This is a genomic window from Lysinibacillus sp. NPDC056220, from assembly GCF_049315265.1.
In the GTDB taxonomy this organism is placed as follows: domain Bacteria; phylum Bacillota; class Bacilli; order Bacillales_A; family Planococcaceae; genus Lysinibacillus; species Lysinibacillus pinottii.
Map to the genome: position 1 here is coordinate 755668 of NZ_JBMOXD010000002.1, position 21034 is coordinate 776701.

Consider the following 21034-nt stretch of genomic DNA (forward strand, 5'->3'; position numbering starts at 1 on the left):
GCTTTCGTAGTGGAAATGATGTCCTATGATGCTAGGTTGTATGACATAAAAAAATTCACTACTTTTTTCGAAAAATTTGGTAATATGGAAGTAGAATACTAGATTAGGTGTGACTTATGGCTAAAAAAAAGAATAACAAACCGATGTTATCACCCGCCACAAAATTGGGTATGATAGCATTATTAATACCAATAGCAATAACCGTATATGTCCTTACTTTTTTCGCTTGGAAGGAGCTTCAAACCTTACCGATTTTTGAAAAGCTTGCCCAGGAAAAGGCCATAGAAGAAATTCAGGAGCAATTTGATATAAGCATTCCTGAGAAATTTATTCCCGTTTACATAGCAGCGGAGGAAAAGTATGGTGTACCGTGGACCTTACTTGCTGCACATCATCGCATTGAGACTCGTTTTTCTACGGTAAAAACAATGGTATCGTCAGCGGGAGCAGAAGGGCATATGCAATTCATGCCTTGCACATTTGTTGGTTGGAAGCATCCTACTTGTTCAGGTTTAGGGAAGGGAAACATTTCCAAAAACGAGTTGATGAGCCCGCAAACCATTGCGAAATATGGGGGCTATGGTGTTGATGCAAATGGGGATGGTATAGCAGATCCATATGACATAGAGGATGCAGTCTTTAGTGCAGCGAATTACTTGTCGAAATATGGTGCAGCAAAAGGAGAGATTAAAAAGGCAGTTTTTCAATATAATCACAGTGAGGAATATGTGGAAAATGTGTTGCATTACTATCAATTGTACAACGCTTATCATGATGAGTTAAAAGCGGCAGTTCTTTTACATCAAGAAAAATAAAGAGCCATCACATTGGATGGCTCTTCATCGCATATTTAAGTCGCTTTACGCATACCTTTTAGAATAAGGCTTACGATAAATATCAGCACGATAGCACCGATTAAAGCAGGGAATACGTAGAAATCACTAACTCTCCAACCCCAGTTCCCTAAAACCATACTACCAATCCAAGAACCGACAATCCCTGCAATAATATTACCGATGATACCACCAGGAACATCCTTACCTAAAATTACGCCTGCTAACCATCCAAGAATCCCTCCGATGATTAAATACCAAATGAAACTAATCATAATTTTCATCTCCTTAAAGTTAAGATATAATGGCGATTACTTAGTTATACCCTGAATGAAGCAGATTAAACGTTGCCATCTTTTTTAGTAATAATTACATGCTTTTATCAGGCTGTCGTTAAACCTTGCAGCTCTTCACCATGTCGATGAATCGTTAGCTAAAGTGACAGCCAAATCATCTGCATAAATTGTTGCAAAAATGCCTACATTACATAGAACAGCTTTTATATAATACATACACCGATTATCGCTTACTTCTATAGTATGTTTGCGTCTTCAAATCGTACCTAAAATACGTTCACCACCTTTCGAAATAAATGAATGAGCCTTTTCTAAAATTATTTGCAAAAACAGTCTATTCATTCGTAAAAATATTTTTGACTCATCTCCTCAATCGCCCATCCATAATTTGATGTAGCACATTCCTTATAGGAAGTCTTTTTAAATGGGTAATTTTATATTGTTTGAATAGTTTGAAAAATAAACTAAAAAAGAGTATAATGAGAAAAAGGAGCGTGTTATATATGAATATGGCTGTAATGAAACGATTAAATCGTCAAGGACTACTAATTGCGGGCTTGCATTTGTTAGTTTTATTAAATCTAGCAGCGGATTTCCTTTACGCATCGTAATCAATTTAATAGAAAGGTGAATGAAATGTTTGTCCCATTTTAAAACAACCGTGTAGGCATAGTTAGTTAATTGCTCACGGTTGTTTTTATTTTAATGAAAGGAATTATTCTATTTCATGTCTAATACTTAGTACTTAAAAGGGAGGGATTAAATGACAACAAGGTGGGATGAATTGTTTTGTCATTTGGAACGGCCATTTGCTTGGTTGGATTTTGATGCACTTGATAAAAATATTCAAATTATACAGGATGCATGTGGGCGAAAGCCAATTCGTCTAGCAACAAAATCGATTCGTTCAGTAGAGGTGCTTCGTTATATTCAACAAAAACTTCCGAATGTAGTAGGGTTTATGACTTTTACAGCAGCAGAGACGGTTTTTTTATTGCAACAGCAATTTGATGATTTACTACTGGGCTATCCAGTAATGGAAGAGGCGGCTATACGTCAATTATTGTATTTTGTTCAAGAGGGGAAAACCGTTACGTTTATGGTTGATCGACAGGAACATATCGAACTATTATCCAAGTTAGGGAATGAAGTGGGTGTGCGCGTCCCAGTCTGCATTGATATTAATGTTTCAAATGATTTTAAATTATTGTATTTTGGTACGAAACGTTCATCATTATATTCCCTTGAGACGTTAACGCCATTTTTGCAAGCCATCAAAAATAGTCCTTCTATTGAAGTAGTCGGGGCTATGGGCTATGAGGCGCAAATCGCTGGTGTTGGTAATCGTCCAGCGAATGTTATAAAAGGTAGAGTAATAGAAGTCATGCAATCACAGGCGAAAAAGCAGGTCACCCAATTTCGTCGATTAGCTATCGCTCATATCAAGGCCTATTTTCCAACTTTACGTTTTGTAAATGGAGGAGGCTCAGGTAGTATGACCTACACAACTAAACAGAAAGAAGTAACTGAAATTACGGTAGGCTCTGCATTTTATGCCCCTGCTCTGTTTGACCAATTTACCCATTTGCGACTTGAAAAAGCAGCCGGATTTGCCTTACGTGTCACAAGACAGCCTGAAAAAAATATCGTTGTTTGTCATGGTGGAGGATATACCGCTTCAGGTGCGATTGGTAGCGATCGGTTACCTGTATTCTATGAACCTGCCAAGTTTGCATATCTTAGCTTAGAAGGGGCAGGAGAGGTGCAAACACCCATTAAGGTCAAGGGGAAAAACATTCAAATTGGCGACACCATTTATTTTAGACATGCAAAGGCTGGGGAGCTTTGTGAGCGATTTCCATTATTACATGGTGTACGAGGGGACAAGTATGTAGGACCATTTACAACATACAGGGGGGATGGACAATGTTTTCTATAGAGAAGTGGAAGAATGGAGAAAAATGGACAAATTGGGCTGGGAATGTTATTTCTTACCCAAGTGAAATGTATTTACCTCATTCCATTGAGGAGGTTTCAATGATTGTAAAACATGCCCGGGAATCAGTAAAGACGATTCGTGTTACGGGGGCCGCACACTCATTTAGCGCTGTGGCAATGCCGGAGCATATAGCTATTTCCTTACATAATATGCGCGGATTAATCGCTGTGAATGAGGAAAAGCAGGAGGCTACATTGTGGGCGGGAACCTATTTATATGAAATTGGACCAATGCTAGCAAAGCATGGATTTGCATTAATTAATATGGGAGATATTCAGGAGCAAACCATTGCAGGTGCAGTTTCAACGGGTACACACGGCACAGGGGTTACACTTGGTTCCTTGTCCTCGACCGTGATGTCGTGGGGGTTTGTGGATGGGACGGGAACTTATCAGGAGCATCGACGAGGACTGGACGATTTATCAGAAGCGCTTCATGTCTCGCTAGGAATGCTCGGTATTCTTGTCAAAGTAACTATTAAAGTCATGCCATTATATGGTCTTCATTATGTGGGGGCAAGAGATACATTAGCTAATGGACTCATCGGGTTTTCGGAGGATATCCAACAACATCGTCATGTGGAATGGTTTTATTTCCCTGGTAGTGAGACGATACAGGTGAAGCGAATGAATGTTGTTGCTCCTATCTATCAAAGTGAATGGAATAAGAAAATAGAAAACCTCAAGCTACAAATTGTAGAAAATGGTGCTTTTTTTGCTATGTCTGAGCTTTGTAGGTGGAAACCAGCTTTAAGTGGTGCCATGAGTAAAATAGCAGCAGCTAATGTAGTGGAAAGTGAAAGAATAGGTATAAGCTATGAAATTTATCCTTCACCTCGTAGTGTGAAGTTTCAGGAAAGTGAATATGCTATCCCATTATCTCAATTTGAAGCTTGTTTAGAGGAAATTCATGCAACCTTTAAAAAGGGCGTTTATAATGTTCATTTTCCATTAGAATGTCGAACAACGGCAGGGGAAGCTGGTTTTTTAAGCCCTACACAGGGGCGAGAGTCCGCCTTTATCGCCTTTCATATGTATAAAGGGATGTCAGAGGAGCCCTATTTTAAATGGGTGCATACTCTAATGCAAAAATATGAAGGTCGCCCACATTGGGGAAAACAACATCATTTAACGGCTCCAAAGGTTTATGAATTATATCCTGAAATTGAAAAATTTATAAACATTCGCCACCAATATGATCCCGATCATGTGTTTTTTACAGGATATTTAAAAAAGTTATTTCTATTGTAAGCGCTATCTCCTTTACTTTCCTTTCCAACTCTCTGTTCATATTTAGAAAACTATTGTTCTATATTTTAAAAAAATTAAAATTTGAACGAAATGTCAAAATTTTTATCAAAGCGAGATAAAACTGATGCTTAATCAGCATGTAAACGATTTCAATTTTGACAGATTTTTTGAATTGTTTAAACAATTCAAAAAATAGTGTTGACGAGACCTTTTTTTCGTACTATGATAACAACAATTTAACACGTTCGTTACAGCAGTAATACTTTAGAAAGCTGTTATCTATAAACAAAAAATAAAAAGACAGAAGATTGTGATTTTTGTATATAGCAACGAACATAGTATGGAAAGCAATAAATGAGGGGCGTTTAAAATGAGAAGTGACATGATAAAAGTAGGCGTAGATCGAGCGCCACATCGAAGTCTTTTATATGCAACAGGCAAAGTAAAAGCAAAAGATTTAGGAAAGCCATTTATTGGGGTTTGTAACTCTTATATCGACATAATACCAGGTCACGTTCATTTACGTACGTTCGCTGATGTTGTAAAAGAAGCCATTATTGAAGCGGGTGGTATTCCATTCGAATTTAATACAATTGGTGTCGATGATGGTATTGCAATGGGGCATATTGGTATGCGCTATTCATTACCAAGTCGTGAAATTATAGCAGACTCAGCTGAGACGGTTATTAATGCACACTGGTTTGATGGCGTATTTTATATTCCAAACTGTGACAAAATTACACCAGGTATGCTTATGGCAGCAGTTCGTACTAATGTACCATCGATTTTTGTGTCCGGTGGTCCAATGGAGGCCGGGACATCTGCATCAGGTAAACAGCTTTCATTAACTTCTGTTTTTGAAGGTGTAGGTGCTCATAAATCAGGAAATATGTCTGCTGAAGAGCTATTAGATATTGAAAATAATGCTTGTCCGACTTGCGGTTCCTGCTCAGGAATGTTTACCGCAAACTCTATGAACTGTTTAATGGAAATGCTTGGTGTTGCTTTACCAGGTAACGGAACAATCGTAGCTACTTCTGAAGAGCGTCATAAGCTGATTAAAGAAGCGGCGAAACAATTAATTCGTATGGTAAAGGAAGACATTAAGCCACGCGATATTATTACAAAAGAAGCAATCGACGATGCTTTTGCATTAGATATGGCTATGGGTGGCTCTACTAACACGGTTCTACATACATTAGCCATTGCCAATGAAGCGGAAATAGATTACAACATTGAGGATATTAATAAGGTCGCAGAACGAGTACCTTATTTAGCAAAAATCATGCCTGCTTCCGATATTTCAATGGATGATATTAATAAAGCTGGTGGCGTTAGTGCCATTATTAATGAATTGGTGTCTATCCCAGGTGCTATACATCCTAATCGTCCAACAGTGGCAGGGCTGACAATGGGTGAATTAGTCAAAGATCATCACATTACGAATAATCAAGTCATTCGAACGAAAGAAAATCCATATAGTGCTGTAGGCGGTTTATCGGTGTTATTCGGTAATATCGCACCAGAGGGCTCAGTGATTAAAGTTGGTGCAGTAGATCCTTCCATCCAAGTATTCAAAGGTCAAGCCATCGTTTTTGATTCACAGGAGGCAGCACAAGAAAATATTGATAATGGAATAGTGAAAGAGGGCCATGTAGTCGTCATTCGCTATGAAGGTCCTAAAGGTGGCCCAGGAATGCCGGAAATGCTGGCACCAACATCTGCGATTCAAGGTCGTGGCCTTGGTACAAAGGTGGCATTGATTACAGATGGTCGTTTCTCAGGAGCATCACGTGGTATTTCAATCGGGCATATTTCACCAGAAGCTGCTGAAGGTGGTCCAATTGCTTTAGTAGAAGATGGAGATATGATTGAAATTGATCTACCAAATCGTACGATTAATTTACAAGTTTCAGAGGAAATTTTAGCTGAACGTCGTGCGAAATTACCAGTCTTTGAGCCTAAAATCAAACGAGGTTGGCTCGCTAGATATTCAAAATTAGTGACGAACGCTTCCACTGGTGGCGTTATGAAGATTTAAAACTAGATAAATGAAAACGTTGATGAGGTTAAAGGTTCTAGAGCCTTGTATCTACCAGAGAGCCGGTCGTGCTGGAAGCCGGCGATACAACTAGATCCGACATCCCCTCGGAGTGAGCTATTAAACGTGTTTACACCATTAGATAGCTTCGGGCATATTCGAAAGTGCTCGTTATTAATGAATAAATATTTTATGACACCCTATTGGATGCGATATATTCCGCATTGGTGCATAAATGCTGTCATTTATTCGCGAGGTAGCAATTATTTGCTATAAAAAAGGGTGGTACCATGGAAAGTCTTTTTCATCCCTACGTAAGGTAGTTCTTTGCGTGTGGAGAAAAGGGCTTTTTATTATTTTCATAATGGCATGTGCTAACTCTCTTTCTTCAGGAGGAGAGCATAGACTAACCAGCTAGTGACACTTCATTAATCTACAACACTGATGTGTGAGTTTGAAAGAAATAAAGGAGGCATATTGATGAGTGCGAATGTTTCAATCAATGAAAAAGAACAATTAGCAACAACTGCAACAGTTGAGCAAACCTATCAAGCAAAGGACGGGGCCGATGTACTAGTGCAGGCATTGCATGATCAGGGTGTTGAAATCATCTTTGGCTATCCAGGTGGTGCTGTATTACCAATTTATGATGCGATGTATAAAAATCCAATCCGTCATATTTTAACAAGACATGAACAGGGTGCCATCCATGCGGCGGAAGGCTATGCGCGTGTTTCAGGGAAAACGGGTGTTGTTATTGCTACAAGTGGCCCAGGTGCAACAAACCTTGTCACAGGGATAGCCGATGCCATGATTGATTCTATACCTTTAGTGGTATTCACTGGTCAGGTTGCTACATCTGTTATAGGTACGGATGCTTTCCAAGAAGCAGATATTATGGGTATTACTACACCCATTACAAAGCACAATTATCAAGTACAAGATGTGAATGACATCCCACGTATAGTAAAAGAAGCTTTCCATATTGCCAGCACAGGTCGTAAGGGACCAGTGGTCGTGGATTTCCCAAAGGACGTTTCACAAATGTTATTTGATGTAGAGAATCCACCGCAAGCACCTGATGAAATTTATTTACCAGGCTATCAACCAACCTATAAACCTAACTATTTACAAATTCAAAAGGCGATACAAGCTATTTCTTTGGCAAAAAAACCAGTCATCTTAGCTGGTGCAGGTGTTCTTTTTGCTGACGCACGTGAAGAATTAACGGCATTTGCTGAAAAATATCGTATTCCAGTAACGAATACATTACTAGGCTTAGGCTCCATTCACGGTGAACATGAATTATTCCTAGGGATGGCCGGCATGCACGGTACGGCAACAGCAAACACAGCTATAACAAAGGCAGATTTATTACTTAATATTGGTGCTCGTTTTGATGATCGCTTAACAGGTAATTTAGCTACATTTGCACCAAATGCGACAATTGTTCATATCGATATTGATCCAGCAGAAATTGGTAAAAACGTACCGACAGATATCCCAATTGTGGCAGACGCAAAAGAAGCATTGAAAGCCGTACTGAAAAAGGATTTTGACGGTCCTGATACAACCGATTGGCTAGCCTTTTTAAAATCTCATGCCAATGATTATCCATTATGGTATTGCAAGAATGATCATGATCAAGAAATTTTACCACAAGAGGCATTGCGATTAGTTCATGAGATTACAGAGGGTGATGCCATTGTGACAACAGATGTTGGTCAGCATCAAATGTGGACAGCGCAATATTATCACTTAAACAACGATCATTCATGGGTAACGTCTGGTGGACTTGGTACGATGGGCTTCGGCTTCCCAGCCGCAATTGGTGCCCAATTTGCGAAGCCAGACAAAAAAGTTATTTCGATTGTAGGAGATGCAGGCTTTCAAATGACTGCACAGGAGCTGTCTATCCTACAGGAATTTAACTTACCAGTAAAAATAGTGATCTTGAATAATAGCTGTTTAGGAATGGTTCGCCAATGGCAAGAAACATTCTATGAAGAGCGTTATTCATCCTCACTTATGCCAATCCAACCGGATTTTGTTAAATTGGCGGATGCGTATAGTATTAAAGGCTATCGCATTAACACAATGGATGAAGCGGAAGCTATTTTCCGAGAGGCACTACTTTCTGATGAGCCTGTGTTAATTGATTGTCGTGTGAAACAGCTTGAATGTGTATACCCAATGGTAGCACCAGGCAAAGGCTTACATGAAATGATTGGGGTGAAAAAGAATTGAAACGAGTAATTACCGTAACTGTGATTAACCAAAGTGGTGTGTTAAACCGATTAACAGGTTTACTTATGAAACGTCAGTTTAATATTGAATCCATTACAGTTGGTCATACAGAGCAACCGAATTTTTCAAAAATGACCTTTGTTGTCAATGTAGAGGATGAACGCAAAATTGAACAACTGGTGAAGCAATTATCCAAACAAATTGATGTATTAAAGGTCAATGACATTACTGACAAATCGATTGTCCTGCGAGAACTAGCATTAGTAAAGGTTATTTCACCGCCAAATTTACGCTTGGAAATGAACTCGATTGTCGAACCGTTCCGCGCTCAAATAATTGACACAGCTAAAAATGTTGTGACATATCAGGTAGTTGGACACCCAGACAAAATAGATGCCTTTATTGAACTCATTCGACCATATGGCATTAAAGAACTTACACGTACAGGAGCAACAGCCTCAGTTCGTGAAACGCAAAAAATCTCAAATCCACAGCTCTCTATTTTAAAATAGTTTGCCTATAAAATTGAAGGTTTTAGATGCTGGCTTCTTAAATGGGCTGCATCTAGAGCTATGAAAATAAACTAAATTCTAGGAGGAAACAACAATGGCTACAATGTACTATGAACAAAATATTAACGAGGAAGTTTTAAAAGGAAAGAAAATCGCTATTATCGGATACGGCTCACAAGGTCATGCACATGCATTAAACCTTAAAGAATCAGGCTTTGACGTAGTGGTAGGGGTTCGTCCAGGTGGATCTTTCGATGCTGCTAAAGCAGATGGCGTTGACGTAAAAACTGTGGCTGAAGCAGCACAAGAAGCAGATGTGATCCAAATTTTACTACCAGATGAGCGACAAAAAGCTGTATATGAGGCAGAGATTGCTCCACATCTAGAAGCAGGGAAAGCCCTAATGTTTGCACACGGCTTCAATATTCACTTTGGGCAAATTACGCCACCAGCAGATGTAGACGTATTTTTAGTAGCACCAAAAGGGCCAGGGCATTTAGTTCGTCGTCAATTCCAAGAAGGTGCTGGTGTACCAGGTTTATTCGCTATCCATCAAGATGCAACAGGCCAAGCAAAAGATTTAGCACTTGCTTACGGTAAAGGCATTGGTGCCGCACGTGGTGGCCTTCTTGAAACAACATTTAAAGAAGAAACAGAAACAGATCTATTTGGCGAACAAGCAGTACTTTGTGGTGGTGCAACGCAGCTAGTAAAAGCAGGATTTGAAACATTAGTGGAAGCAGGCTACCAACCAGAATTAGCATATTTTGAAACACTACATGAGCTGAAACTTATTGTTGACTTAATGTTTGAAGGTGGAATGGCAACAATGCGTTACTCAGTATCAGATACAGCTGAGTGGGGAGATTATGTGGCAGGACCGCGCATCATCGATGAGTCTGTAAAAGCTCGTATGAAAGACGTGTTAACGGATATCCAAGATGGTACGTTTGCTCGCCGCTGGATTCAAGAAAATGAAAATGGTCGTCCTGAATATACAAAGTTCAAAGAAGCAGGTGCAAACCATCAAATCGAAGAAGTAGGTGCAAAACTACGTGAGATGATGCCATTCATCAACGAAGGTAAAGAAAAAGTGGTAAGAGAAGTGGCGACAAGTGCGAAAAATTGATATTTTCGATACTACGCTTCGCGATGGTGAACAATCTGCGGGGATTAATTTAAATACAGCAGAGAAAATAGAGATAGCTAAGCAGTTAGAGCGCCTTGGTGTGACAATTATTGAAGCAGGGTTTCCTGCTTCGTCACCAGGTGACTTTGATGCAGTCCATCGCATTGCTGAAACAGTAAAAAATTCAGTCGTAACGGGTCTTGCCCGGTGTATTCAAAAGGATATTGATACGACATGGGAAGCTATTAAAGGTGCTCAACAGCCACATATTCATATTTTTCTAGCTACTTCGCCTATTCATATGGAATACAAGCTGAAAAAATCACCAGAACAAGTGATTGAGCAAGCGGTTGAAGCGGTTAAATATGCGAAAAAATACTTTCCACTTGTACAATGGTCCGCTGAGGATGCGTTCCGTTCAGATCGTGAATTTTTAGTACGAATTATGAATGAGGTAGTTACCGCAGGTGCAACAACGATTAACGTTCCTGACACAGTCGGCTATGCCTCTCCATACGAATATGGTGCTCTATTTAAGTATCTGCTGGAAAACGTAAAAGGTGCTGATAAAGTCAAGTTCTCTGCCCATTGTCATGACGACTTAGGAATGGCAACGGCCAACACGTTGGCGGCAATTGAAAATGGTGCTGCACAAGTGGAAGGAACAATTAATGGCATTGGAGAGCGAGCAGGGAATGTAGCGTTAGAAGAGATTGCCGTGGCACTTCATATTCGCAAGGATTATTATCAGGTAGAAACAGGGATACAGCTGCAAGAGATTAAACGTACGTCCCAATTAGTCAGTAAATTGACAAACGTCGTGATTCAGCCAAACAAAGCGATTGTTGGGAGAAATGCATTTGCACATGAATCTGGTATTCACCAGGACGGTGTGTTAAAAAATCCAGAAACTTATGAAATTATTTCACCTGCACTTATCGGTGAGGGAGAAATACCTTTAGTTCTTGGAAAACATTCTGGTCGAGCAGCCTTCCGTGATCGAGCTGAAACATTGGGCTTTGATCTATCAGATGAAAAGTTAAATAAGGCATTTGTAGAATTTAAAAAATTGGCGGATCGTAAAAAGGAAATTACAGAGGAAGATTTACTGACTTTACTTACAGAACAGCAAATCCAATTAGAAGATGTACCACTATTTGAATTGAAAATGGTTCAAGTGCAATACGGTACAGAAAATATTCCGACGGCCACAGCCATTGTGCTAACACCAGAAGGATTAGAGAAAACGGTAGTTGCCACTGGGGCTGGTTCAGTAGAAGCCATTTTTAACACACTAGAGCAGCTAGTGCCAAATGCTGTTCATGTGATTGATTACCGTGTGACATCAGTCGGTAAAGGCCGTGACGCACTTGGTGAAGCTGTCGTAAATATTCGTTATGATCATGTATCGACGACTGGCCGCAACTCCTCTCAGGATGTTTTGGAAGCATCGGCAAAAGCTTATTTAAATGCTATTAACCGTCATTTAATAAAAGAAAGTCTTCGTGCACATCCAGTTTAAATAATCGTCCTGTTTTATAAGTAGTGAAATGTGTGAGGTTCATTCACAAGTCGGATGCAATAATCATGGCGTATAGGTTAATCAAGAAAAATTGAATACGCTCACCACCCATTAATTTGGTGAGCGTTTTTACTAAATTAGCGAATGCGCTATACAAAGAAGGGTGTTTTGATGATGGAGAAAAAAATTACAGTACTTCCTGGTGATGGAATTGGGCCAGAGGTTGTTGCTTCTGCTGTGCGTGTATTACAAGTGATTGGTAAACGATTTAATCATACTTTCCATTTAGGGTATGGAACAATCGGGGGCGCTGCCATTGACCAACATAATAATCCACTACCAGATGAGACAATTGAGATGTGTGAGAATAGTGATGCGATTCTACTAGGAGCTGTTGGTGGACCAAAGTGGGATCAGAATCCACCAGAATTACGCCCTGAAAAGGGATTATTGCGAATCCGCAAACACTTTGATTTATTTGCTAATCTGCGTCCTGTAAAGGCGTTCCCGAGTTTACTAGATGCTTCTCCATTGAAGCGTGAAGTAGCAGAAAACGTTGATTTAGTGATTGTTCGTGAACTAACAGGGGGCGTATACTTCGGGGAACCACGTATGCGTACTGAAAATGGCGCAATTGATACAACTGTTTACTCGAAAGTGGAAGTTGAGCGTATCGTTGAAAATGCCTTTGAGCTAGCACGTTTACGTGGAGGCAAGTTATGCTCTGTTGACAAGGCAAATGTTCTTGAAACAAGTCGTTTATGGCGAGAAGTCGTAGAAGCAAAGAAAAAAGATTATCCAGATGTAGTAGTAGAGCATAACCTAGTGGATTCTGTAGCGATGAAACTTATTACAAATCCTGGACACTATGATGTAGTAGTTACGGAAAACATGTTTGGGGATATTTTAAGTGATGAAGCATCAGTCATTACAGGTTCTCTAGGTGTATTACCATCGGCATCTATTCGTGGAGATAATTTTGGCTTATATGAACCAGTACATGGGTCAGCACCTGAGATTGCTGGTCAAGGAGTGGCAAATCCTGCAGCAACCATACTTTCTGTAGCGATGATGCTTCAATACTCATTTGGCTTGAAGGAAGAGGCATCAGAAATTGAACGTGCTGTAAGTGCGGTATTTGATGATGGTTATTTTACAGCAGATCTTGCTCGTAATGGCAGTCGAGTTTTATCAACGAATGAATGGACAGACAAGGTTATGAATGAAATTGATACTAGTTTTGTTTCACAAAGTATTATGACAACATATATTTAAAGAAATAGGTGAAGATAATGGGCAAAAATATAATTGAAAAGATTTGGGATAAACATGTTGTTTATCAGGAAGAGGGCAAACCGGACCTGTTATATATTGATCTTCATTTAATTCATGAAGTAACTTCTCCGCAAGCTTTTGAAGGGCTTCGGATGAATGGTCGTCAAGTACGTCGTCCAGATTTAAGCTTTGCGACAATGGATCATAATGTTCCAACAAAAAATCTACCAACAATCCATGATCCGATTGCACGCAACCAAATTGAAACTCTAGCCAAAAATGCTGAAGAGTTTGGTTTTGAGCTGGCAGGTATGGGCCATCCTGATCAAGGAATTGTCCATGTTATTGGACCAGAGCTAGGACTTACACAGCCAGGTAAAACAATTGTCTGCGGTGATTCACATACATCTACACATGGTGCATTTGGGGCGATTGCCTTTGGTATTGGAACTTCTGAGGTAGAGCATGTATTATCGACGCAAACGTTATGGCAAAATAAGCCAAAGACAATGGAAATTCGTGTTGAAGGGGAGCTATCAGTCGGAGTTGCCGCTAAAGATATTATTTTAGCCATTATTGCAAAGTTCGGAATTGGCGTTGGCACAGGATATATTGTGGAATTTACTGGAGAAGCTATCCACAAACTGTCCATGGAAGAACGGATGACGATTTGTAATATGTCGATTGAGGCTGGTGCCAAGGCAGGGCTTATATCTCCTGATCAAATAACTGTAGACTATATTCGAGGTCGTAAATATGCTCCACAAGGCGAACAATTTGAGGAAGCGGCTAACTATTGGTTAAGACTTGCCTCTGATGAAGATGCTACTTACGATACAGTCCGTATTATTCATGCAGAAGAAATCGAACCTATCATTACATGGGGGACAAATCCATCGATGGGTACGGGTGTTTCTGGCCACGTCCCAACACTAGCAGACTATAAGGATGAATCCGATAAAGCTGCGCTTCAAAAAGCACTTGATTATATGGGCTTAGAGGAAGGGCAACCATTAACGTCCATTGATATCCAGCATGTCTTTATTGGCTCCTGTACAAATTCGCGTATGAGCGATTTACGTGCAGCTGCAAATGTTATTAAAGGAAGAAAGGTACATGGCGATGTTACAGCAATCGTTGTACCAGGCTCTTATTCTACGAAAAAACAAGCAGAGGCAGAAGGTTTGGATAAAATCTTTATAGATGCCGGCTTTGAATGGCGGGAGTCGGGTTGCTCTATGTGTTTAGCAATGAATGATGATGTAGTCCCAGCGGGTGAACGCTGTGCTTCAACGTCCAACCGCAACTTTGAAGGACGTCAGGGAGCGGGTTCTCGTACACATTTGGTATCGCCACCAATGGCAGCCGCAGCGGCGATTGCAGGCCATTTTGTAGATGTACGTGAATTTGTAAAGGAAACTGTGTGAAGCTTGTTTTTACATGGAAGGGATGTTGAAAATGGAACCAATTAATATCGTAAATAGTGTCATTACACCACTTGATCGCAAAAATGTTGATACCGACCAAATTATTTCAAAAGAGTTTTTAAAGCGTATTGAGCGCACAGGTTTTGGACAGTTTTTATTTTATCACTGGCGCTTTGATGCAGATGGTAATGAAATAAAAGACTTTGTATTAAATAAACCAGAATTTAAAGAGTCAAAAATTCTAGTGGCACAGGATAATTTCGGCTGTGGTTCTTCGCGAGAGCACGCACCATGGGCCATTTTGGATTATGGATTTAATGTTGTCATTGCGCCTTCCTTTGCAGATATTTTCCATAATAACTGCTTTAAAAATGGCATTCTTCCTATTAAGCTAACAGAAGCGGAATGTGATGAAATCCTAGCCAAGGGTAAAGCAAATCCATATGCAGTGGAAGTGAATCTTGCGGCACAAACGGTGTCTGATGGTGATGGGACAGTCTATCATTTCACAATAGATCCGTACTATAAGGAAACCTTGCTAAATGGTTGGGATGAAATTGCCTTAACGTTTAAATACGAAGACCATATTGCTGCATATGAAGAGAAGCGGGTAGCCTATTAATATATTTTTGTAGACTGAAGACAAACTGAGCGTTGTCTTCAGTTTTTTTATGCGTTAGCAAATATCCATCCTAGCATTTATGGATAGAATGTGAATAACAGTAAATTTAACAAGAATATTCTGAATATAAACATTGTGAATAAATGGTATATTTTGATAATGTGGAAGTAGCAAGTTATTTGAAAGGAGAATAGATAATGATAACTTATTCAGTTTCCTGTATTTTTTGTAAAAAGACGTTTGAGGTTGTGGAAGGGACAAGGAAATATACCTTGTATAAAAGGAATATGAAAGGAAAATTCTCCTGCGAGGATTGTGATAGTAGAATTGAACATGAGGCTAGAAAAGGATTGTTAGGAAAACTTTAAAAAGGCCTTTAACATACCCTGTCCCTGACCTTGGTTCTCCATTAAAATAGAGCTTAGAAGGAAGGTAGGGAAATCAATGATTACAGTTATAGGAAGTCTAAATATGGATTTAGTTGTACAAATGAATGCTTTTCCAAAGCAAGGAGAAACCATTCTCGGTCATGCATTTCAAACAGTTCCAGGAGGAAAGGGGGCAAATCAGGCAGTGGCTGCTTCTCGACTGGGAAGTGACGTGGCGATGATTGGCTGCGTCGGTCAGGATAGTTTTGGTGAAACATTATGTGCGGGTTTGCAGCAAGAGCGAGTAAACACAGAAGCCATTGTTCATAGTGCTACAGCTCCAACAGGCATTGCTAATATTCTTATTTACAATCAAGATAATCGTATAGTAGTAGTGCCTGGTGCAAACTATGAATTAGCACCTTCACATATAGAGGCATCAAAAGAGCTGATACAAAAAAGCCAAATGGTGATCATTCAACTGGAAATTCCAAAAGAAACAACAGCATATGCCATTCAACTTTGTAAAGAAGCAGGAGTGCCAGTATTGTTAAATCCTGCACCAGCAGCAAATTTTGATAAACAGTGGATGAAGGATATCGCCTATTTAACACCAAATGAAACAGAATGTGCAGAAATTTTTAATGAGCCCGTCGATCAGCTACTAGAAAAGTATCCTAATAAGCTTATTATAACGCTAGGTAGTGATGGTGCGCGTTATTTTGATGGTACATTTCCCAGTCATATCCCAGGCTATATGACGACAGCTGTGGATACAACAGGTGCAGGTGATACCTTTAACGGTGCACTAGCTCATGCCTTAGTAGAGGGTCAATCATTGGATGAGGCAGTGTACTTTGCTAATCTTGCTGCCTCATTGTCTGTTGAAAAGTTTAGTGCACAAGGAGGGATGCCTACACTTGGGGAAGTATACGCGCGTATGGCGGGTCTAGGTGAATAGTATGCCTATAGGAATAAGGGAGAACTGGATAGCTGTAATAAAGCATAATTTTGATGGCAATTTTAGTAAAATTCATAAAATGGGCTATTTCTTTTAGTCTGAATTGTGAATGAAATGTGAAGTGAACATTGTAGTGATATAAGGATGAATTCCTATTTGCCTTATAAATGCATAAGTATATTGTCCTCTTTTCGTTGATCTATATATTAGTAAAGCATTAGTTTCATTTATAATGGTCTTATAGATGCATACGAAAAGAGGTTTTGAGGATGACGAACATTGACCATACGCCAATCGAATATACAACCTCAGCGAATAATATATTGCCACAATTTGTTGATCAACTGCGACAATTGTACGGTATTATTGTCCAAAATACATATGTGAAAGATACAGCTAAACATTTAAACCGTATTATTCAAGATGCAAATAACCAAACGATGATTTTAATCGTCGGAAAAGAACGAGTAGGCAAAACAACACTAGTTAACGGATTACTAGGACGTGAGGTACTATCTGTAAATGATCGACATCCGACAGGTGTCAATACATTTATTCGATATGGCGAACAAGAGGAGATTAAAGCCTATTTTTTAGATGGTGTTGTAGCCATATTTGATCTTAGCAAATTAGAGCTACTGACAACAGGTGATACGTTTGCTTCTCAGATTTTACGTGAACATTTGGATTACCTAGAAGTATATTTGAAAAATGATTTATTAAAATCTGTGACGATCATTGACTCTGTTTCCTTAGAAGCAGGGGGAGGTGAAATGGCCTATTTCTCTGAAGCACTTATGAACCGTGTAGATGAAATTTTCTGGGTTTTACGTGCCGGCTCTAGGGCAATAGATGCTGAGCTTTTATTAATGGATGCGTTAAATCATAAAGGAGTGGTACCTTTATGTGTCATCAATGGAATTGATGCTGATGAGCATGCAGATGCATTTATCATTTCAGAACAACAACGTATTGGCCATTTGATGAGTGATTTTATAGCTATTTCCGCAACAAATGCCCTGGTAGCTAAGCAAACGGACAACCTTGAGCTTTGGCAAAAAAGTCAATATGACCAATTAATAGCCCACATACATCGTGTGGCCGAAAATAGTGAAAAAAAAACCTATGCCATTTTAATTCGTTTCTTGCAATGGCTTGAACGGTTCCGCTTCGAATTAACTGTTATTCCACGACGTGACCCATTTCAATCTGCTGTTGAGAATATTGAAAAATATGCAGGCGATACCCAATTTGAGTTTTCTCGCTATCAGCGTGACTTAGCAATAGTTAAGGAATATGAGCAAGAATATGAGCAGGTGGCAAATACGTTTAAACATGTTCAAACCCTTTACCAGCTATTACAAACCATCTCACAACATGATTATTTACAAGATGATAAGGTAGAGACATTTACCGAAATCGCTGTTTACTATCAACAAATGTTACGAGAGTATCGTAATATGCACAGTGAATATTCAAGAGAATATGAGCGTTTAGATGCACAGCATAAAAAAATTCATGGTAAAGGGCTTATGAAAGCTATTTTTGGTCAGCATAACCAAAATGAATTTTTTAAAGAGCGTGTGCAAAAATTAAATGACCAACAAGTGGTTTGTGTCGCTCAATACGATAAAGTATTACAAGCAGAAGCTTCGATGTTACAAGCAGTTCGAGACATCCAGCCTTACTTAGTCAATTTAGTAAAGGAGCGTATGAGTCGTATTGAACAAAAAGTGCTTGAACTAAATCAACAACGTGCCAAAGAGAAGCGACAATTAAAGCGTTATGCTGATAAACTAAATGAATTTTCATGTTTAATTGAAGCACAGGGTTATATTAAGGAACATCTTCAACCCTTCTTAATGCAGGAACAGATGCCATTGAAAACAAAGGATCTTGAAATGCTTGAAGAAACTGTGGAGGCTATTCTTAGCATTGATCTTTCAAAGAATGGCTTACTGGCACGTAGTCAAATGAATAATAAAATGGAAAGTATTGCTATTCCTTTTGATGTCGAGGAAATGTATCCGCAGCAAATGCTATCCTTACAAGAAGAAGATGTGAAATCGAATGATATTCCAGTAATACCAAATAAACTAGCCATACAATATGCAGACTAACTTCACAAAACGTTCTAAAAGAATGAATCTTTTAGGGCGTTTTTTTATGGAATGAAACATATCATTCCATTTGTACGTATAAATGGTAAGGAGGGATAATCATGATTGAAATTAAGGGACGTTACACGGAGGCTAAAATTTATGCTGAAACAGCATTACCATCCGCCATCGACCAAATTCAAGAATTGACAAATCAGGCGTTTATGACAGGCACAAAGGTACGTATTATGCCTGATTATCATGCAGGGAAGGGCTGTGTTATTGGCACGACCATTCACCTACAGGAGCGGGTTGTACCAAATCTGGTCGGTGTGGATGTGGGATGTGGTGTATTTGTAGCGCAATTAGATGTAACGACGGTTAATTATGAGAAACTCGATGCTATCATTCGAACGTATATACCGAGTGGTCAAGAGGTTCATAAGGAACTATCGCCTGATCGACATTTTTTAGCGTTTGAAGGTAAACAGTTCAAAGCAACTGGCCTAAAGGATGAGTATACGAATCTATCATTAGGGACACTTGGTGGAGGCAATCATTTTATTGAATTGGCTAAGGATGAGGAGAATCAGTACTATTTACTGATTCATACTGGTTCACGTTATGTAGGGGCAAAAGTAGCAAACTGGCATCAAAAAAGGGCCTATGAAAATTTGCGTCAGCAAGATTTGACTGGAAAAATAGAGGACTTTAAACAACAGGGGCGAGAAAAGGAAATTCAAGCGATGATCCAAGCCTATAAAAAGAAACATCCTGCGGTTCCGAAAGAGTTAGCTTATTTAGAGGGCGAATATTTCCATGACTACATTCATGATATGAAAATCGCGCAGCAATTTGCGCAAATGAATCGTTGGACGATTGCTGAAACCATTGCAAAACATATGGATTGGCAGCTGATAGATACATTTGATACGATTCATAACTATATTGAGACGGAGACAATGACGCTACGTAAGGGAGCTGTCCGTGCCAATAAAGGAGAAATACTCGTCATTCCTATGAATATGCGAGATGGATCACTTATTTGTATAGGGAAGGGCAATGCTGATTGGAATCATTCAGCACCACATGGAGCAGGACGTATGTACTCACGTCGTGCTGCTAAAAAAGCATTGAATATGGAAGATTTTAAAGAGACGATGCAGGGGATTTGGACAACGTCAGTCAATGAAGAAACATTAGATGAGGCACCAATGGCCTATAAGCCTACGGCAGAAATAACATCTGTCATTGGAGAAACAGTAGATATTATTAAGGTGATTAAACCTGTCTATAATTTCAAAGCAAGTGAGGCGGCAAAGCCTTATGAGAGAAAGTGACCCCCGAACTCCCTATAACTAGTAGACATATATGGTATAATATAGCTTTACAAAAACGAAGTGGGTGGTTTTTTTGGTCTCTTCAAAAGATGTGGCAAAGCATGCTGGTGTATCTCAAACAACCGTGTCAAGAGTGTTGAATACACCAGAGCTGGTAAAGCCAAAAACAGTTGAAAAAGTGATGAAAGCGATTGAGGACCTAAATTATATTCCAAATGATATAGCTAGATCGCTTGTTCAGAAAAAGACAGGCATTATCACATTAATATCAGGTCCTTTACACAATCCTTTTTTTGTGGATACGACGACAGCTATCGTTAATTATGTCAACGCCCGTGGCTATAAAGTTAATGTTTATTTTGGTACAGAAGATAATTTACACTCAATCTATAATGCAGTTTTAGAAACGAAGGCGGATGCCATTATATTGTCTTCCATGCTTTATCAAGACGATTTATTTTTTAAATTAGAAAAACTCGAAATCCCTTTTATTATGTTTAATCGTAAGCATCAAGAAAATAGACATTTTGTAGAAATTGATAATGTGCAAGCAGGATATCTTGCGGCCAATTATATTTTGTCTTTAGGGCATCAATCATTATGCTGGATTGGTGGTCCCCATCAAATGAGTACATTTTTTGGACGATACCAAGGATTTGAAAAGGCATTAAAGGATCATGGAATAAAAGCTAAATCCGTACCTACATTTTTTACCAATACGAATAAGGAAGATATCGAAAAGACTTTTGAGGAACTGTTAAAACTAGACAGAAAACCTACAGCAATTTGTGCAGCAACAGATGCCATCGCTATAGAAATTTTGAACCTTTGTTTAGAAAGAGGCTTTCAGGTTCCTAGGGATTTCAATGTAATTGGTATTGATAATGTGGAACTCAGTAAACATCATTCCATTGCTTTAACAACAGTTGGGATATCAACAGAAGAAAACCTGGGGTTTTTAGCGATTGAAAAATTATTTGAGGTCATGGAGAAAAAAAGTACTTGCATTCAGCAAACAGAGTCTGTTAAACTTTTCCCAAGAAATACAACGTGTAAAAAATGAACTGATTTTTAACATCAGTTTATTTTTTACACTAAAATGGTTACGTATTC

16 protein-coding genes are annotated in these 21034 nt (G+C 39.1%); 15 read left to right on the plus strand and 1 reads right to left on the minus strand.

Annotated features, from left to right (window positions below; all coding sequences use genetic code 11):
• Window positions 1-116: 116 nt before the first annotated feature.
• On the plus strand, window positions 117-815 hold the full coding sequence (locus tag ACOZBY_RS08770; RefSeq protein WP_031416249.1) for a lytic transglycosylase domain-containing protein: 699 nt from the start codon (window positions 117-119) through the stop codon (window positions 813-815).
• 35 nt (window positions 816-850) lie between these two features.
• On the opposite strand, the gene ACOZBY_RS08775 is transcribed toward ACOZBY_RS08770, so the two are convergent.
• Window positions 851-1108 carry a GlsB/YeaQ/YmgE family stress response membrane protein gene (locus ACOZBY_RS08775; RefSeq protein ID WP_004231402.1) on the minus strand — a complete coding sequence of 86 codons (258 nt, stop codon included), beginning with the start codon at window positions 1106-1108 and terminating at the stop codon, window positions 851-853.
• Between the two features lie 784 nt (window positions 1109-1892).
• Between ACOZBY_RS08775 and ACOZBY_RS08780 the strand changes: the two genes are divergently transcribed.
• The 14 genes from ACOZBY_RS08780 (at window position 1893) to ACOZBY_RS08845 (ending at window position 20984) form a co-directional block, all read left to right on the plus strand.
• Window positions 1893-3068 carry an amino acid deaminase/aldolase gene (locus tag ACOZBY_RS08780; RefSeq protein ID WP_031416246.1) on the plus strand — a complete coding sequence of 392 codons (1176 nt, stop codon included), beginning with the start codon at window positions 1893-1895 and terminating at the stop codon, window positions 3066-3068.
• Window positions 3056-4378: a D-arabinono-1,4-lactone oxidase gene (locus ACOZBY_RS08785; protein WP_012294947.1), complete on the plus strand. Its 1323-nt coding sequence runs from the start codon at window positions 3056-3058 to the stop codon at window positions 4376-4378. Before ACOZBY_RS08780 ends, ACOZBY_RS08785 begins: the two co-directional genes overlap by 13 nt.
• A 370-nt stretch (window positions 4379-4748) precedes the next feature.
• Window positions 4749-6419 carry a dihydroxy-acid dehydratase gene (gene ilvD, locus ACOZBY_RS08790; RefSeq protein WP_031416245.1) on the plus strand — a complete coding sequence of 557 codons (1671 nt, stop codon included), beginning with the start codon at window positions 4749-4751 and terminating at the stop codon, window positions 6417-6419.
• Window positions 6420-6899: 480 nt separating this feature from the next.
• Window positions 6900-8666, plus strand: coding sequence for a biosynthetic-type acetolactate synthase large subunit (ilvB, locus tag ACOZBY_RS08795; protein ID WP_036164059.1), 1767 nt, complete (start codon window positions 6900-6902; stop codon window positions 8664-8666).
• Window positions 8663-9178, plus strand: a complete 516-nt coding sequence (gene ilvN, locus ACOZBY_RS08800; protein WP_031416242.1) for an acetolactate synthase small subunit — start codon at window positions 8663-8665, stop codon at window positions 9176-9178. Before ilvB ends, ilvN begins: the two co-directional genes overlap by 4 nt.
• Before the next feature lie 94 nt (window positions 9179-9272).
• Complete coding sequence (ilvC, locus tag ACOZBY_RS08805; RefSeq protein WP_012294943.1) at window positions 9273-10307, plus strand: ketol-acid reductoisomerase; 1035 nt, start codon at window positions 9273-9275, stop codon at window positions 10305-10307.
• The gene (locus ACOZBY_RS08810) at window positions 10294-11829 is read left to right on the plus strand and encodes a 2-isopropylmalate synthase (protein ID WP_012294942.1); all 1536 of its coding nucleotides are present in this window, start codon (window positions 10294-10296) and stop codon (window positions 11827-11829) included. The genes ilvC and ACOZBY_RS08810 overlap by 14 nt, the downstream gene beginning before the upstream one ends.
• A 174-nt stretch (window positions 11830-12003) precedes the next feature.
• Complete coding sequence (gene leuB / locus ACOZBY_RS08815; RefSeq protein ID WP_036162816.1) at window positions 12004-13104, plus strand: 3-isopropylmalate dehydrogenase; 1101 nt, start codon at window positions 12004-12006, stop codon at window positions 13102-13104.
• A gap of 17 nt (window positions 13105-13121) precedes the next feature.
• On the plus strand, window positions 13122-14531 hold the full coding sequence (gene leuC, locus ACOZBY_RS08820; protein WP_422762040.1) for a 3-isopropylmalate dehydratase large subunit: 1410 nt from the start codon (window positions 13122-13124) through the stop codon (window positions 14529-14531).
• 31 nt (window positions 14532-14562) lie between these two features.
• On the plus strand, window positions 14563-15153 hold the full coding sequence (gene leuD, locus ACOZBY_RS08825) for a 3-isopropylmalate dehydratase small subunit (RefSeq protein ID WP_031416237.1): 591 nt from the start codon (window positions 14563-14565) through the stop codon (window positions 15151-15153).
• 444 nt (window positions 15154-15597) lie between these two features.
• Complete coding sequence (gene rbsK, locus ACOZBY_RS08830; RefSeq protein WP_031416235.1) at window positions 15598-16482, plus strand: ribokinase; 885 nt, start codon at window positions 15598-15600, stop codon at window positions 16480-16482.
• Between the two features lie 269 nt (window positions 16483-16751).
• Entirely contained in the window at window positions 16752-18602 is a 1851-nt protein-coding gene (locus ACOZBY_RS08835; protein WP_422762042.1) for a dynamin family protein, read from the plus strand.
• A gap of 101 nt (window positions 18603-18703) precedes the next feature.
• Complete coding sequence (locus ACOZBY_RS08840; RefSeq protein ID WP_422762044.1) at window positions 18704-19921, plus strand: RtcB family protein; 1218 nt, start codon at window positions 18704-18706, stop codon at window positions 19919-19921.
• 64 nt (window positions 19922-19985) lie between these two features.
• Window positions 19986-20984, plus strand: a complete 999-nt coding sequence (locus tag ACOZBY_RS08845) for a LacI family DNA-binding transcriptional regulator (RefSeq protein ID WP_012294935.1) — start codon at window positions 19986-19988, stop codon at window positions 20982-20984.
• Window positions 20985-21034 lie beyond the last annotated feature (50 nt).

Excerpts from the sequence above, each read along its gene's own strand:
- ACOZBY_RS08770 (WP_031416249.1), top strand. The coding sequence starts at position 117 with ATGGCTAAAAAAAAGAATAACAAACCGATGTTATCACCCGCCACAAAA.
- ACOZBY_RS08775 (WP_004231402.1), bottom strand. The coding sequence starts at position 1,108 with ATGATTAGTTTCATTTGGTATTTAATCATCGGAGGGATTCTTGGATGG.
- ACOZBY_RS08780 (WP_031416246.1), top strand. The coding sequence starts at position 1,893 with ATGACAACAAGGTGGGATGAATTGTTTTGTCATTTGGAACGGCCATTT.
- ACOZBY_RS08785 (WP_012294947.1), top strand. The coding sequence starts at position 3,056 with ATGTTTTCTATAGAGAAGTGGAAGAATGGAGAAAAATGGACAAATTGG.
- ilvD (WP_031416245.1), top strand. The coding sequence starts at position 4,749 with ATGAGAAGTGACATGATAAAAGTAGGCGTAGATCGAGCGCCACATCGA.
- ilvB (WP_036164059.1), top strand. The coding sequence starts at position 6,900 with ATGAGTGCGAATGTTTCAATCAATGAAAAAGAACAATTAGCAACAACT.
- ilvC (WP_012294943.1), top strand. The coding sequence starts at position 9,273 with ATGGCTACAATGTACTATGAACAAAATATTAACGAGGAAGTTTTAAAA.
- leuB (WP_036162816.1), top strand. The coding sequence starts at position 12,004 with ATGGAGAAAAAAATTACAGTACTTCCTGGTGATGGAATTGGGCCAGAG.
- leuC (WP_422762040.1), top strand. The coding sequence starts at position 13,122 with ATGGGCAAAAATATAATTGAAAAGATTTGGGATAAACATGTTGTTTAT.
- leuD (WP_031416237.1), top strand. The coding sequence starts at position 14,563 with ATGGAACCAATTAATATCGTAAATAGTGTCATTACACCACTTGATCGC.
- rbsK (WP_031416235.1), top strand. The coding sequence starts at position 15,598 with ATGATTACAGTTATAGGAAGTCTAAATATGGATTTAGTTGTACAAATG.
- ACOZBY_RS08835 (WP_422762042.1), top strand. The coding sequence starts at position 16,752 with ATGACGAACATTGACCATACGCCAATCGAATATACAACCTCAGCGAAT.
- ACOZBY_RS08840 (WP_422762044.1), top strand. The coding sequence starts at position 18,704 with ATGATTGAAATTAAGGGACGTTACACGGAGGCTAAAATTTATGCTGAA.